We start from the raw sequence: 14,164 nt of genomic DNA, 5'->3' as shown, positions 1-14,164 counted from the left end.
ACTCATCGTTTTCCAGGGAACTGAGGTTCAACCCTGGCGCTACAGGCCGATAATCCGGGAGTCCGCGTCCGATGTCGCTCCTACCCCAACGGTATGTGAATGAAGAAGTCCGTCGTTTCCAAGTATCCGCGCCTGCTGATCGCCGGCGTTCTCGCCCTCGTCACCCTGGTCAGCCTGGCCTGCTGGTGGTGGCTCAAGCCTTCCACTCCGGCTCCGACCGCCACGGCCATGCTCGCCAGTGTGCAGCAGGCCCCCGAACACTGGACCCAGGAGCCCCGCGATTTCTCCGTGCTGCTGGCCGATCTGCGCGCCGGCGTCATCAGTGGCGCCGTGATCGGTGACCGTACCCTCTACGTCGACACCACCCGCGGCGAGCACTACGCGGTGACCGATAATGGCGGTCGCCTGACCGACCGGTTGCTGGCCGATTACGCCACCCAGGCCGAGCCGCTGTTTCCGATCGCCACCTGGAGCGAGTCCGGCCAGCGCCACCCCTGGCTGGATGCCCTGCTGTTCAACCTGCCGGGCTATCTGCTCCTGCTGTTGCTGGCCGTGCCCCTGGCGCTGCGCTTCGCCAGCCCCTTCAAGCTGCACCGCAAGGGCACCGGCATCTCCTTCAAGGATGTGGTCGGCGCCGCCGAAGCCAAGCGCGCCCTGGAAGACGTCACCACCTGTCTGCGCAATCCCAAGGCCTTCGCCGCCCTGGGTGCCCGTCCGCCCAAGGGCGTGCTGCTGACCGGCGAACCCGGCACCGGCAAGACCCAGCTGGCCAAGGCCCTGGCCACCGAGTGCAACGCCCACTTCATCCAGGTGACCGGCAGTGATTTCTCCTCGATGTTCTTCGGCGTCGGCATCCAGAAGGTCAAGTCGCTGTTCCGCACCGCGCGCAAGAAGGCGCCCTGCATCATCTTCATCGACGAGATCGACGGCATCGGCCGCCGCGCCGAGCAGTCGCGCTCCAGCGATGCCGAAGCCAACCGCATCATCAACCAGTTCCTTACCGAGCTGGACGGCTTCGATGGCACCAGCGGCGTACTGGTCCTGGGCGCCACCAACTTCGCCGACTCCCTGGATCCGGCGCTGCGCCGCGAAGGCCGCTTCGACCGCACCATCGCCGTGCCGTTGCCGAGCCTGGAAGACCGTCGCGCACTGTTCGAACTCTATGCCGGCAAGCTGCCCTGCCAGGGCGAACTGGATCTGGCCGCCCTCTCCCGCGGCACCGTGGGCCTGACCCCGGCGGCCATCGCCTACATCAGCAACCACGCCGCCCTGCTGGCCGCCCGCGAGAACGCCAGCGCCGTGACCATGGCCCACTTCGTCGAGGCCATCGAGACCTGCCGCATCGGCGAGCAACCGGTCGGTGTCACCCCGCTGGGTTCGGCCGAGCGTACCCGCATCGCCGTGCACGAAGCCGGTCATGCCCTGGTCGCCGCCGTGCTCAATGTCGGTCGGGTGGAAAAGGTCACCCTGCTGCCCCGTGGCCAGGCCCTGGGCGTGACCTTGATCACCCCCACCGAAGACAAGCGCCTGCACCTGAAATCGGAACTCGAAGGTCGCATTCAGATGCTGCTGGCCGGTCGCTGCGCCGAGCAGCTGTACTTCAACGAGGTCTCCTCGGGTGCCGCCCAGGATCTGCAGGAAGCCTCCAAGCTGGCGCTGTCCATGGTCGCCTCCCTGGGCATGGGCCCGAGCGGCTCGCTGCTCAGCCTGCAGGCCCTGCGCGACGCTGGCATCGACTTCGACGCCGCGCCCAGCATCGCCGCTGCAGACCAGTTGCTGCACAGCCTGGATCATCGCTGCCTGGCGCTGATCACCGAACTCAAGCCGGCGCTGGACGACATCACCGACCAGTTGCTGCGCGACGAGACCATTCCCGGCAGCGCCGTGGCCGAAGCCATCGCCCGCGCCAGCGGCCTGGAAGCCTGCGGCGCCCTCAACCGTGCCCTGGCCTTCGTGCCGGAACGTTCGACTGACCCGCGCGCGGGTGACGGCGAACGCAGCATCGCGGCGGCCTTCAAGGGCGAGTGATACCCGCGACGCCTTGAAACGCAAAAGCCCCGGTCCGCCGGGGCTTTTTCATGTCAGCGCCTGAACAGGCTCCTAGAGGATATTGGCGTAATCCGCCTCTATCCGATCCAGGCTCAGGTGGTTGAGGAAGTTGGAGAAACACATCCAGGCCGCCAGGGCGTTGAGGTCCTGAAATTGCGCCGGCAGGTACTTGGGTGGTACCACCACGCCCTCGTCCACCAGCTGGCGCAGGATGCGCATGTCCTCCAGGGTGGTCTTGCCGCAGAACAGCAGCGGGATCTGTTCCAGCTTGCCCTTGCGCACCGCCAGCTGGATGTAGTTGTAGATCAGGATGAAGCCCTTGAGATAGGACAGGTCCTTGGTGAAGGGCAGCCCGGTCGGCGTCGAGCCGCGAAACACCCGGCTGGCGTTCTGGTAGCCCGACTCCAGGTCGTAGCCCTGCTCCTGGAAGAAGCGGAAGACCTCGAGGAAATCGGCGCCGTCCTCGGCCAGGTGGATGGCGCGGGTGCGATTGGTCAGCTTGCGCAGGCGGGTCGGATAGGAGGCGAAGGCGATCACCTCCATGAGGATCGCCAGGCCTTCCTGGGTCACGGTGGACGACGGCGGGCCCTTGGCCAGGAAGGTGCAGATCGGCTGGTTCTGGCCATTGAGGGTGGTGCCGACGTGCACCAGGCCCTCGTGGACCTCCAGGGCGCGCACGTCACGCTCGTTGAACAGGGCGTCGGCGCGCACCTTGATGTAGTCGGCGCCAGCCGCGGCGTCGGCGACGATACCGTCGGACTCGAACACCCGGATGGTGCCTTCCGTCTCGCCAAAGACCCGATTCAGCCGTTCCTGCAGGATGGGCACGGCGTCCTTGGCGGTCAGGGTCTTGGGCTCGTCTTCCAGGGCGCCGCGATGGGCGATGTTGTCCAGGTAGCTGGACATCATCATGCCCAGGTCGGCCAGGGTCGGATCGCCGGCATGAAAGGCATCCGAGGCGGCGCCATAGAGCTCCTGGGAAATCAGCCCGAAGTCCGGGGTGCCGCGCGCCTGCAGCATGCGGATCACCATGCGGTACTCGCGGCACATGCGCCTCATGATCTGGCCGACCGGATTGAACTGGCCGAGCTGGCGGGTGACCTCCCGCTCGATGCTCTGGAATTCGCCCTTGAGCGCATCGGCGTCGAAGCCCAGCGGGCGCCCTTCGTAGAAGGCGCGATCCACCGCCGGCAGGCGCTTGCCCTTGCCGTCCAGGAAGCCCTGGCGCACCCCGTCGTCCCACTTCACCGCATCGAGGATGCGGATCGGCGCCTGGGCCGCGACGATGCGATCGGACAGCTGGCGGATGGTCTGGTGATAGGGATCGAGAAAGGGCTGGCGGGCATTCATGACGGCGACCGGGCGACGGGCAAGACCTCAAGGATGGCCGTTGCCGCGTCTTTTGCCTAGGTTTCGTGACGGCAGACCGGCCGAGCCGCGCTATTTGGCGAACAGCTGGCTCATGTCCTTGAAGGCCTTGAACTCCAGGGCGTTGCCGCAGGGGTCGAAGAGAAACATGGTGGCCTGCTCGCCGACCTGGCCCTGGAAGCGGATATAGGGCTCAATGACGAATTGGGTCTCGCGGGCGCGCAGACGGTCGGCCAGGGCTTCCCACTCGTCCCAGCCGAGCACGATACCGAAGTGCGGCACCGGCACGTTGTGGCCGTCCACGGCGTTGGTGTGAGCCTCGTCCTGGGACGCGGTCTTGGGGTGCTCGTGGATCACCAGCTGGTGGCCATAGAAGTCGAAGTCGACCCAGTGGTCGCTGGAGCGGCCTTCGGCGAGGCCGAAGACATCCCCGTAGAAGTGCCGGGCGGCGGCCAGATCGTAGACGGGGATGGCGAGGTGGAAGGGCGATAAGGCCATGGCGGGAAATCCTGTTTGGGGCGGAATGTCGCCATTCTGGCCTCAGGTTTTCCTGTGCATAAAGCGCATTTTCCTGCCTCCGAGCGACAAAAATTTTGTGGCTCGTTACAGTGGTCTCCCCTGACTTCAGGCAACCGCCATGCTTCGCGAACTCAAGACCCTGCTCGCCGTCGCGCGCCACGGCAGTTTCGCTGCGGCCGGTCTGCATGTGGGGCTCACGCCCTCGGCGGTCAGCGCCCAGATCCGCACCCTGGAACAGAATCTGGGCGTGAGCCTGTTCGACCGCAATGGTCGCAGCGCCCTGCTCAATGCCGCGGGACGCCGCGCCTTGCCGCTGGCCGAAGAGATTCTCGCCACCTATGCGCGCATGGCGGGCGCCGGGGACGAGATCCAGGGCGAGTTGCGCATCGGCGCCATCGCCAGCGTCCAGACCGGCCTGCTCCCCGGCACCCTGGTGCGGCTGCGCCAGCGGGCGCCACGTCTGGAACCGCGGCTGGTGCCGGGCGTATCCCTGGCGCTGCTCAGCCAGGTGGATGCCGGCGAGCTGGATCTGGCCATCCTCATCCGCCCGCCCTTCGAACTGCCCAAGGAGTTGCACGCCACCACCTTGTTGCAGGAACCCTTCGTGCTGATCGTCCCGCCAGGGCTGACAGGTGACGATCCGCGCCTGCTGCTGGAAACTCAGCCCTTCATTCGCTACGACCGCCACTCCTTCGGCGGGCGCCGGGTCAGCGCTTTTCTACGCGAGCAGCGCCTGACGGTGCGCCAGGTGCTCGAACTCGACGAACTCGACGCCATCGTCAAGATGGTGGAGCACGGCCTGGGCGTGGCCCTGGTGCCCTGCGCCGGCCTCTGGCTGGAGCATGCGCGGGTGCGCCGGCTATCGCTCGGCGCCCTCACCTTCCATCGCGAACTGCAGGTCATCGCCCGCCACGCCGGGCGCGACCTGCCGGCCGTGGCGCTATTCCGCCGCTGCCTGACCGAAGCCGTGTCAGAGCCTGGTTAAAATCTCGCGAGCTAGAGACAAACAAGGCGAAAATGGCTGAGGAAGCGGAGTTTACGAGTGGTAAATGAGCATTCCGAAGCCATTTTCAACACAGTTTGGCCGACGCGCAGCAGATTTTGAACAGGCTCTTAGAACAGGTGCACCAGCAACCAGTAGAGTGACGCGGACAGCGCCATGGCCACCGGCAGGGTGAGCACCCAGGCCAGCGCCAGGTTGCGCACCGTCGCCCACTGCAGTCCGGAGCCATTGGCGGCCATGGTCCCGGCCACCCCGGACGACAGCACATGGGTGGTGGAGACCGGCAGGCCGAAGGCGTCCGCCGCGCCGATGGTGCCCATGGCCACCAGTTCGGCCGAAGCGCCCTGGGCATAGGTCAGGTGGGTCTTGCCGATGCGCTCGCCGACGGTGATGACGATGCGCCGCCAGCCGACCAGGGTGCCCAGCCCCAGGGCGATGGCCACCGCCACCTTGACCCACAGCGGGATGAAACGGGTGGCCTGGTCGATCTGCCGCTTGAATTCCTTGAGATCCTCCTGCGCCTTGGGCGCCAGCCCCGGCAGGTGCTCCTTTTCCAGCAGGCGGATGGATTCCGACGCCAGGTACATGGCGCTGCGCACGTTGGGCATGCTCTGCGCCGGCACGTTGTTGAGGGCGCCGTACTGGCGCACCTCGCGGGCGATGTCGTCGGTGATGGCCGCCAGCGCCGGCAGCACCTCGGGGTTGCTCTGCCGCTTGCGCACGAATTCCAGCAGCACGCCATGGGGATCGGCCGGTGCGGCCTGAGGCGCCGCCTGGCGCAGGCCGCTGGCGGTGACCTCGGCGACGGCGGCGAAGGCTGGCGTGGCGGTGGCCGGCACGGCTCGGTTGAGCGCATAGGCGGTCGGCAGGGCGCCGACCAGGATCAGCATGATCAGGCCCATGCCCTTCTGGCCATCGTTGGAGCCATGGGCGAAGGACACCCCGGTGCAGGTCAGGATCAGCAGGCCGCGGATCCAGGGCGGCGGCGGCTCGGCGCTTTTCGGCTCCTGATAGAGTGTCTGGTCGCGCACGATCCGCTTGAGCAGCACCAGCAGCAGCGCCGCGCAGACGAAGCCGATCAGCGGCGAGAACAGCAGCGCATAGCCGACCTTGGCCACCTGGCCCCAGTCCACCCCACTGCTGCCATCCATCCCGCCCAGCCAGGCATGCATCAGACCGACCCCGATGATGGAGCCGATCAGGGTATGGGAGGACGACGCCGGCAAGCCCAGCCACCAGGTACCGAGATTCCAGATGATGGCGGCGATCAGCAGGGCGAAGATCATGGCGAAGCCCTTGCCCGCGCCCATTTCCACCACCAGGTCCACCGGCAGCAGGGCGATGACGCTGAAGGCCACCGCACCGCTGGAGAACAGCACCCCGAGGAAGTTGCAGAAGCCGGACCAGAGCACCGCCGCATTGGGCGGCAGCGAGTGGGTGTAGATGACCGTGGCCACGGCGTTGGCGGTGTCGTGGAAGCCATTGACGAATTCGAAGCCGAGGGCGATCACCAGCGCCAGTGCCAGGCCGGCGAAGGGCAGCCAGGTGGTGGGCGGCGACTGGGCATCGCTGACATCGTTGTGGATACCGCCGAGGGTTACCGCCAGACCGGTCAGCAGCAGCGCGGTGAACAGCACGATCCGCAGCGGACCGGGCTTGCGCGAACTGTGCAGGGGATGGGACAGCGGTGACAGGGAGGCGACTGGACTGGACGAAGGCATGGGGCGAACTCCGACACGGGATCTGCCTACCCTGCGCCGGCCACATGACGCTTTTACGTCAGCCAAGTGGCCAGACGACGGATGACCGTCACCTGCTTTTTTCCACCTCGACCTCGGCCTGCTAGGCTGGGCCTTTGCCCAAGGATCGCGTCTATGCCTCCCCGCCTGCTGCTCTGCCCTCTCCTGCTGTTGTCCCTGGCCACCGGTGCCCTGGCCGCCACGGAGCGGGCGCCACGCAGCTGCGCCCAGGACATCGGGCAAAAGCCGGCCCAGGCCCTGGCCACCAGCTGCCGGGCGCTCTCCCCCGCCACGCGACCGCCCTGCAACGCCGCCAACAGCTGTGCCCTGATAGAGGACGAGATCGCCCGCAGCTGCGCCCTGTTCGGCGATGGCGAGGCGGCCAAGGAACCCGGCTGCGGTCCGCTGCCCAGCAGCGCCGAGGCCGCGGCGGCCGTGGTCCAGCGTTACTACCGGGCGCTGGATGCGCGGGACTACGGCACCGCCTGGCAGCTATGGGGAGATGACGGCCAACCCGGCAACAGTTACGAGAAATTCCGCCAGGGTTATGCCCGGACCCGCAGCGTGCAGGTGACCCTAGGTCAGCCCGGTCCGGTCGAGGGCGCGGCCGGCTCGAGCTACGTCAGTGTCCCGGTGACGGTAAAGGCACGTCTCACCGACGGCACCCGCCAGACCTTCAGCGGCAGCTATCAGCTGCGCCGGCTCAACGACGTCGACGGCGCCTCGGCCGGACAGCGCCGTTGGCATCTGGACGGTGCGAAGCTACGGCAACAGCACTAACCGGGGCCGATCTGCCGCAGCTGTGACAGCCGACTACGCGTCCGCGACATGTCGGCGATCTCGCTGTCGGCCAGGGTCGCGTCGAGCGGCGCGGCGCTGACCAAGAACAGCGCCAGGCGGCGGTCGTAGAGCACATCCACCAGGTTGATGAAGCGCTGTCGCGCGGCGGGGCTGGCGTCGCGTAGCGGCGGCACCGCATCGAGTAGCCAGCGCTGCCAGCTTTCGCTCAGGGTCAGGTAGTCGAGGACTGCCGTGGGGCCTTCGCAGAGGTCGGCGAAGCTGAAGTGCAGCAGACCCTCCGCGGCGCTGATGGCGGGCAGGCTGCGATGGCCTACCGGCACCTCGATCCTGGTCTGCGCCAATGGCGGCAGCGCCAGCCGACGACGCTGCTCCGGGCTGCCCGGCCAGAGATAGGCGCCAGCGCCGAAGGGATCGGGCTCGGCAGGGCTGGCGCCGCGATAGTCCTGGGGACCGGCCACCGAGAGGATGTCCATGCGCGTCTCGATCAACCGGATCGCCGGCAGGAAGCGCTCGTGGTAGAGCGGATTGGGCAGCAACCCCTCCGGCGGATAGTTGGAGGTGGTGATCAGCACCACACCGCGGCTGAACAAGGCCTTGAACAGCCGGGTGATGAGCATGGCATCGCCGATGTCATGCACATGGAATTCATCGAAACAGAGCAGTCGGCAGCCGGCGAGCAAGTCGTCCAGGCTGGCGGTCAGGGCATCGCCCCCCGGCGGTTGGCGAAACATCCGCTCGTGCAGCTCGCGAAAGAAGGCATGGAAGTGCACCCGTCGCTTCTCGGCGAATGGCAGGGCGGCGAAGAAGCCGTCCAGTAGGAAGCTCTTGCCACGCCCCACCGGCCCCCAGAGATAGAGGCTGCGCGGCGTCTGGCGGCGAAACAGGCGCGGGCGCAGGAGTTCGTCGGCCAAGACGGCGAAGCGCTCGATGGCGGCCTGTTGAGCGCTATCGAGAGTGTACCCACGGGCTTGGGCCAGATCGGCGAAATGCTCCAGCACCTGCTGGGCGGGCGAAGCGGAAGTCATGGCGGCTGGCCAGGAAAGATAGGCCGCTAATGAAGCCGGAGCCGACGCCGCCGGTCAAGACCGATGACGTCGGCTCACCGCAGGTTCAGGCCGCGGCGATGAACAGGCACAGGCAGCAGAAGAAACCACCGGCCCAGGCCAGGGAACGGCGGGTGGCGTGGTCGCGGATATACAGCCAGGTGTAGGCGATACGGCTGAGCAGGAAGAGGAAGGCCCAGAAGTTGATGGTGCCCTGGTCGGCGCCACCGGTGACGTGGGCGACGATCACCGCCGCGGCGAACAGCGGATTGATCTCGAAGGCGTTCTGCTGGGCGGCATTGGCCCGGGCCCGGGCGCCTTCCAGCTTGCCGAGGAAGCTGCGCGGATCCCGATTGTCCTCGGGCGTGAAGCCGCTGCCCTTGAACTTGGCGTAATAGGCCGCGCCATAGGGCACGAGATAGACGAGGAAGATGCACCAGTAGGCGAAGGTCATGTCGGCGTCCCTGGAAGTGTGAGGGTTCGCCTATCTGACCTGCCTGGCCGGGAAAAATCCACTCCGCTTCAGGCGGGTGCGGATCTGTGGGTCCAGCGGGCCATCAGCGCGGTCGCCACCGCACAGAGCGCCAGCACCGCGCACATGGGCACCACGGTGCCGTTGTGCAGCGCGCCCACGCTGCTGGAGGCCAGCGCCGCCAGGATGAACTGCAGACTGCCCATCAGCGCCGAGGCACTGCCGGCATTGGCGCCCTGCCCCGCCAGGGCGCAGGCCGAGGCATTGGGCACGATGCCACCGAGCAGGGCGATGGCGCAGAACAACGGGATCATCAGCACCGGCAGCGCCTTGGGCTGGAAGGCGCCCACCAGCAGCAGGACCAGCCCCGCCGCGGCATAGGCCACCACCGCGCGACGCAACCAGAAGGCCGGTCCCTGGCGGACCACCAGGCGGGCATTGAGCTGCCCCAGCAGGATGAAGCCGGCGGCATTGAGACCAAAGACCCAGCCATAGTGCTCAGGTGCGACGCCATAGAGTTCGATCAGCACGAAGGGCGAGCCGGAGATGTAGGCGAACATGCCGGCCATGGCGATGCCGCCGGTGAGGGTGTGGCCGATGAAGGTGCGATCACGCAGCAGCCGCAGGTAGTTGCGCAAGGCCCCCCGCAGCGGCGGCCGTGGATGGTGCGCCGGCAAGGACTCGGGCAACCAGAGCGCCACGGCGGTACCGCAGGCGGCGGCGAACAGCGCCAGGCTGACGAAGATCGCCTGCCAGCCAAAGGTGCTGAGCAGGAGGCTGCCGGCGAAGGGCGCGATGATGGGGGCGATCCCGGTCACCAGCATGATCTGCGAGAAGGCCCGCGCCGCGGCCATCGGCTCGCAGAGATCCCGCACCACGGCCCGGGCGATCACCATGCCGGCGCAACCGCCCAGGGCCTGGACGAAGCGCGCGGCGATCAGCCAGGGCAGGCTAGGCGCCAGGGCACAGCCCAGCGACGCCAGGCAGAACAGGCCGATGCCGATCAGCAGCGGCAGGCGGCGACCGAAGCGGTCCGCCAGGGGGCCATAGAACAGCTGACCGCTGGCCAGGCCGGCGAAATACACCGCCAGACTCAGCTGCACGTGTTCGATGTCGGTGGCGAATGACCGGGCCAGCGACGGGAAGCTGGGCAGGTACATGTCGATGGCGAAGGGAGCGAAGGCCGAGAGGGCCCCGAGAATCAACAATAAGCGAAAAGTCATGAAGCCTGATCCGATGGAAGCGGAAGTGTCGCGCAGTTACATACAATCATGTTTGTAAAAGCGCCGAGGCGCGCTAGACTGCGTGGCAGACCCACTGCCAGTCAGATCGCCCATGCGTCGTACGAAAGAAGAAGCCGAACAGACCCGCCAAGCCATTCTCGATGCGGCGGAAGCCCTGTTCCTGACCAATGGCGTGGCGCGTACCAGCTTGGAAATGATCGCCCGCGAATGCGGCGTCACCCGGGGTGCAGTGTACTGGCATTTCCAGAACAAGGCCCACCTGTTCCACGAAATGCTTAGCCAGATAAGGATCCCCGCCGACGAACTGAGCGAGCGCCTGCGCGTGGACGGCGAGGAAGATAGCCTGCAACGGCTGTTCAAACTGTGCATCGAAGGCATGGCGAAGTTCACCCAGCCTGGCCGCGAGCAGCGGGTGATGACGATCATGCTGCACCGCTGCGAATCCACCGAAGAGCTGCGCGAGGCCGAAGAACGCGATCTGCAGTTCCTGCGGCAGTTCATTCGCATTACCGACGCCCTCTTCACCGCCCAGGCGCACCGCCTGCAGCCGGGCGTGACGCCGCAACTGGCCAGTCGGATGCTGCACAGCCTGTTTCTCGGCACCCTCTCCGATCTACTGCGCGACGAACAGACCTTCGCCCCGCTGCTGGCCGCCGATCAGGTGTTCACCACCTTCTTCCGCGCCATCGTGCGCGACTGGACTCAGTCGACGACGGTATAGCCCGCCTGCTCGATGGCCGCGCGGAAGGGCGCAGCCACTGCGGCGCTGTCGATGCGCACCTCGCCCGCCTGCAGATCCACCTCGACCCGCGCCCGGGCATCGACCTTGAGGACCGCCGCCTCGACCGCGCTCACGCAGTGGGCGCAACTCATTCCGACTACCTTGATGACATGCATGGTCTGCTCCTGTCTGTCTTGACCTCTTTCTCCTGACGCCAGCGCCAGGACCGGGTTCCAGTGTTGACCTTGACCCGAGGTCAAGGTCAACACTGAGCTTAGGAGGTGCCCATGCACGAATTCGAACTCTCCATCAGCGGCATGACCTGCGCGGCCTGCGCCGGGCGGGTCGAGCGCGCCCTGCAGAAGGTCCCGGTCGTCAGTACGGCCGGTGTCAACCTGGCCAGCGAAAAGGCCCGTGTCAGCGCGCCAATCGACGCGGCGCCGGCGCTGGCCGAGGCGGTCAGCGCGGCTGGCTACCGGGTGGCCGAGGTCGAGCATGACCTGTCACTGTCCGGCATGAGCTGCGCCAACTGCGCCGGGCGTATCGAAAAGGTCTTGCGTACGGTGCCCGGGGTGCTGACCGCCGAGGTCAATCTGGCCAGCGAAAGAGCCCGGGTGAAGACCCTGGCCGCGGTCGAGACGCAGGCCCTGATCGTCGCGGTAGAAGCGGCGGGTTACGGCGCCGAGGATCGCCTGGCCGAAGACGACCGCCCTGCCCCGGTACGTCAGGGCCTGCGCTGGGAACGCCTGGAGCTGGCCTTGGCGCTGCTCTTGGCCGCGCCGCTGATCTTGCCCATGCTGCTGACGCCCTTCGGCTGGCACCTGATGCCGCCCGCCTGGCTGCAATTTTTGCTGGCGACACCGGTGCAATTCCTCATCGGCGCGCGCTTCTATCGTGGCGCCTGGCATGCCCTGCGCGCCCGCAGTGGCAACATGGACGTACTGGTCGCCCTGGGCACCAGCGCCGCCTACGGCTTGAGTCTCTATCTCTGGCTGGTCAAGGGCAGCCCCCATCTCTACTTCGAGACGGCGGCCATGGTCATCGCCCTGGTGCGCCTGGGCAAATATCTGGAGACCCGTGCCAAGCGCCGTACTGGCGCGGCCTTGCGCGCTCTGGAAGCTCTGCGCCCCGAAAGCGCCCGCCGCCTGGATGCCGACGGCAACGAAGAGGAGGTCGCCCTCAACCGGCTGCGCCTGGGCGATCGCTTGCAGCTTCGTCCAGGTGAACGCATCCCCGCCGATGGCCGCATCCTGCAAGGCGAAAGCCAGGTGGATGAAGCCCTGCTCACCGGCGAGAGCCGCCCGGTCGCCAAGGGCCCCGGCGACGAGGTGGTGGGTGGCGCCATCAATGGCGAGGGCAATCTGCAGGTCGAGGTCACCGCCCTGGGTGGCGAGACGGTGCTGGCCGGCATCATCCGCCTGGTGGAAGACGCCCAGGCCACCAAGGCGCCCATCCAGCAACTGGTGGATCGCATCAGCCGGGTGTTCGTCCCCGTGGTGGTGGCCCTGGCGCTGGTCACCCTGCTCGGCTGGCTGCTGGTCGGTCACGCCCTGGAGCCCAGCCTGCTCGCCGCCGTCGCCGTGTTGGTCATCGCCTGCCCCTGCGCCCTGGGTCTAGCGACGCCAGCCGCGCTCATGGCCGGCACCGGAGTGGCGGCGCGTCACGGCATCCTGATCAAGGACGCCGAAACCCTGGAGCGCGCTCAGGGCATCACCACCGTGGTCTTCGACAAGACCGGCACCCTGACCGCCGGCCAGTTGCGCCTACGCCACCTGGCCACGGCGCCTGGCATCGAGGAAGCCGAGTTGCTGAGTCTGGCCGGCAGCCTGCAACGCGGCAGCGAACACCCCCTGGCCGCAGCGGTGCTTTTCGCCTGTCGTGACCGTGACCTGGACACTCCGCCCGCCCAGGACGTCCGCGCCCTCCCCGGCCGCGGCCTCCAGGGCAGTTGGCAAGGACGGCCGCTGTTGCTGGGCAATGCCCGCCTGCTGGCCGAACGGCAGCTGGACGCCGGCCCCCTGGCCGACGCCGCTCGCGCCTGGGAAGACCAGGGACTGACCCTGTCCTGGCTGTTGGAAACCGGCGCCCAACCGCGGGTGCTGGGCCTGCTGGCCTTTGGCGACGAGCTTCGCCCAGGGGCCAATGCGGCCATCGCCCGGTTGCGCCGCGACGGCATCGACAGCTGGCTGCTGACCGGTGACAACCGCGGCAGCGCCAGCCAGGTAGCCGCGGCGCTGGGCATCGCGCAGTGGGAGGCCGAGGTACTGCCCGCCGACAAGGCCGCGGTGGTCGCCCGCCTGCAAGCGACCCAGGGCGGCGTCGCCATGGTCGGCGACGGCCTCAACGACGCCCCGGCACTGGCCGCTGCCGAGCTGGGCATCGCCATGGGCTCGGGCACCGCCGCCGCGCGCCATGCCGCCGGCATCACCCTCTTGCAGGAGGATCCACGCCAGGTGGTAGCGGCCTTGGACATCGCCCGGCGTACCCAGCGCAAGATCCGCCAGAATCTGTTCTGGGCCTTCGTCTACAATGTCATCGGCCTGCCGCTCGCGGCCTTTGGCCTGCTCGACCCGGTCTATGCCGGCGCCGCCATGGCCTTTTCCAGCGTCAGTGTCCTGGCCAATGCCCTACTGCTGGGCCGCTGGCGCCCGTCTGGAGATCTCTTGTCATGAACATCGGCCAGGCCGCCAAGGCCAGCGGGCTCACCGCCAAGATGCTGCGCTACTACGAGCGCATCGGTCTCCTGGCGCCTGCCGGGCGTACCGACAGCGGCTATCGCCAGTACGGCGCCGAAGATCTGCGGGTGCTGGCTTTCGTCCGCCGCTCGCGGGAACTGGGCTTCAGCCTGGAGGAGATCCGCCAGTTGCTCAGTCTCTGGCAGGACCGGCAGCGTGCCAGTGCCGACGTAAAGGCGCTGGCCAAGCGGCACATCGCCGAGCTGGATCTGAAGATCGCCGAACTGACCCGCCTGCGCAGCACCCTGGGCGAACTGGTTTCCTGCTGCCACGGCGATGCCAGCCCCGACTGCCCGATCCTCGATACCCTCGGCGGCTGAGGACCTGTTCACGATCCCGCGAGCTAGAGCCAAACAAGGCCTAGGCGGCCCCACGAAAATGCCTGAGGAAGCGGATCGGACCCGCGCTCGGGTTTACAAGTGGTAAATGAGCATTCTGACGGGGCTGGCCTTCCAGGGCGTTTTCAACGC

13 protein-coding genes are annotated in these 14,164 nt (G+C 67.3%); 6 read left to right on the top strand and 7 right to left on the bottom strand.

Annotated features, from left to right (window positions below; translation table 11 throughout):
• Positions 1–99 precede the first annotated feature (99 nt).
• Complete coding sequence (locus FEZ61_RS08975) at positions 100–2,028, top strand: AAA family ATPase (protein WP_017640919.1); 1,929 nt, start codon at positions 100–102, stop codon at positions 2,026–2,028.
• A gap of 72 nt (positions 2,029–2,100) precedes the next feature.
• On the opposite strand, the gene FEZ61_RS08970 is transcribed toward FEZ61_RS08975, so the two are convergent.
• Both FEZ61_RS08970 and FEZ61_RS08965 read right to left on the bottom strand, forming a co-directional pair.
• Positions 2,101–3,399: a flavohemoglobin expression-modulating QEGLA motif protein gene (locus FEZ61_RS08970; RefSeq protein WP_064308587.1), complete on the bottom strand. Its 1,299-nt coding sequence runs from the start codon at positions 3,397–3,399 to the stop codon at positions 2,101–2,103.
• Between the two features lie 90 nt (positions 3,400–3,489).
• Positions 3,490–3,915, bottom strand: coding sequence for a VOC family protein (locus tag FEZ61_RS08965; RefSeq protein WP_017640917.1), 426 nt, complete (start codon positions 3,913–3,915; stop codon positions 3,490–3,492).
• 139 nt (positions 3,916–4,054) lie between these two features.
• Here FEZ61_RS08965 and FEZ61_RS08960 point away from each other — a divergent pair, with 139 nt between their 5' ends.
• A complete protein-coding gene (locus FEZ61_RS08960; protein ID WP_173148314.1) occupies positions 4,055–4,921 on the top strand; it encodes a LysR family transcriptional regulator in 867 nt (288 codons plus the stop codon).
• A gap of 128 nt (positions 4,922–5,049) precedes the next feature.
• Here FEZ61_RS08960 and FEZ61_RS08955 read toward each other — a convergent pair whose 3' ends face one another.
• Positions 5,050–6,660, bottom strand: coding sequence for an inorganic phosphate transporter (locus FEZ61_RS08955; protein ID WP_173148312.1), 1,611 nt, complete (start codon positions 6,658–6,660; stop codon positions 5,050–5,052).
• A gap of 153 nt (positions 6,661–6,813) precedes the next feature.
• Between FEZ61_RS08955 and FEZ61_RS08950 the strand changes: the two genes are divergently transcribed.
• Positions 6,814–7,458, top strand: a complete 645-nt coding sequence (locus tag FEZ61_RS08950) for a hypothetical protein (RefSeq protein WP_173148310.1) — start codon at positions 6,814–6,816, stop codon at positions 7,456–7,458.
• Here the strand turns inward: FEZ61_RS08950 and zapE are convergent.
• The 3 genes from zapE to FEZ61_RS08935 all read right to left on the bottom strand — a co-directional run bounded on the left by zapE (position 7,455) and on the right by FEZ61_RS08935 (position 10,217).
• Positions 7,455–8,504 carry a cell division protein ZapE gene (zapE, locus tag FEZ61_RS08945; protein ID WP_173148308.1) on the bottom strand — a complete coding sequence of 350 codons (1,050 nt, stop codon included), beginning with the start codon at positions 8,502–8,504 and terminating at the stop codon, positions 7,455–7,457. The two genes, FEZ61_RS08950 and zapE, sit on opposite strands and share 4 nt — an antisense overlap.
• Positions 8,505–8,589: 85 nt before the next feature.
• Positions 8,590–8,976: an MAPEG family protein gene (locus FEZ61_RS08940; RefSeq protein WP_017638759.1), complete on the bottom strand. Its 387-nt coding sequence runs from the start codon at positions 8,974–8,976 to the stop codon at positions 8,590–8,592.
• Between the two features lie 68 nt (positions 8,977–9,044).
• Positions 9,045–10,217: a multidrug effflux MFS transporter gene (locus FEZ61_RS08935; RefSeq protein WP_173148306.1), complete on the bottom strand. Its 1,173-nt coding sequence runs from the start codon at positions 10,215–10,217 to the stop codon at positions 9,045–9,047.
• Positions 10,218–10,329: 112 nt separating this feature from the next.
• On the opposite strand from FEZ61_RS08935, the gene FEZ61_RS08930 reads away from it, so the two are divergent.
• Positions 10,330–10,959, top strand: coding sequence for a TetR family transcriptional regulator (locus tag FEZ61_RS08930; RefSeq protein ID WP_173148304.1), 630 nt, complete (start codon positions 10,330–10,332; stop codon positions 10,957–10,959).
• On the opposite strand, the gene FEZ61_RS08925 is transcribed toward FEZ61_RS08930, so the two are convergent.
• Positions 10,941–11,135, bottom strand: a complete 195-nt coding sequence (locus tag FEZ61_RS08925) for a cation transporter (RefSeq protein ID WP_093250889.1) — start codon at positions 11,133–11,135, stop codon at positions 10,941–10,943. The genes FEZ61_RS08930 and FEZ61_RS08925 overlap by 19 nt on opposite strands.
• A 111-nt stretch (positions 11,136–11,246) precedes the next feature.
• On the opposite strand from FEZ61_RS08925, the gene FEZ61_RS08920 reads away from it, so the two are divergent.
• Together FEZ61_RS08920 and cueR are read left to right on the top strand one after the other, a co-directional pair.
• Complete coding sequence (locus FEZ61_RS08920) at positions 11,247–13,631, top strand: heavy metal translocating P-type ATPase (RefSeq protein WP_173148302.1); 2,385 nt, start codon at positions 11,247–11,249, stop codon at positions 13,629–13,631.
• Positions 13,628–14,014, top strand: coding sequence for a Cu(I)-responsive transcriptional regulator (gene cueR / locus FEZ61_RS08915; protein ID WP_017638754.1), 387 nt, complete (start codon positions 13,628–13,630; stop codon positions 14,012–14,014). The genes FEZ61_RS08920 and cueR overlap by 4 nt, the downstream gene beginning before the upstream one ends.
• The last annotated feature ends 150 nt before the right edge of the window (positions 14,015–14,164 follow it).

The sequence above is a fragment of the Pseudomonas sp. MS15a(2019) genome (genome assembly GCF_013277805.1).
GTDB classification, from domain to species: domain Bacteria; phylum Pseudomonadota; class Gammaproteobacteria; order Pseudomonadales; family Pseudomonadaceae; genus Chryseomonas; species Chryseomonas benzopyrenica.
Note: the sequence above shows the minus strand (reverse complement) of the source record. Positions and strands in the feature narration are given on the sequence as shown.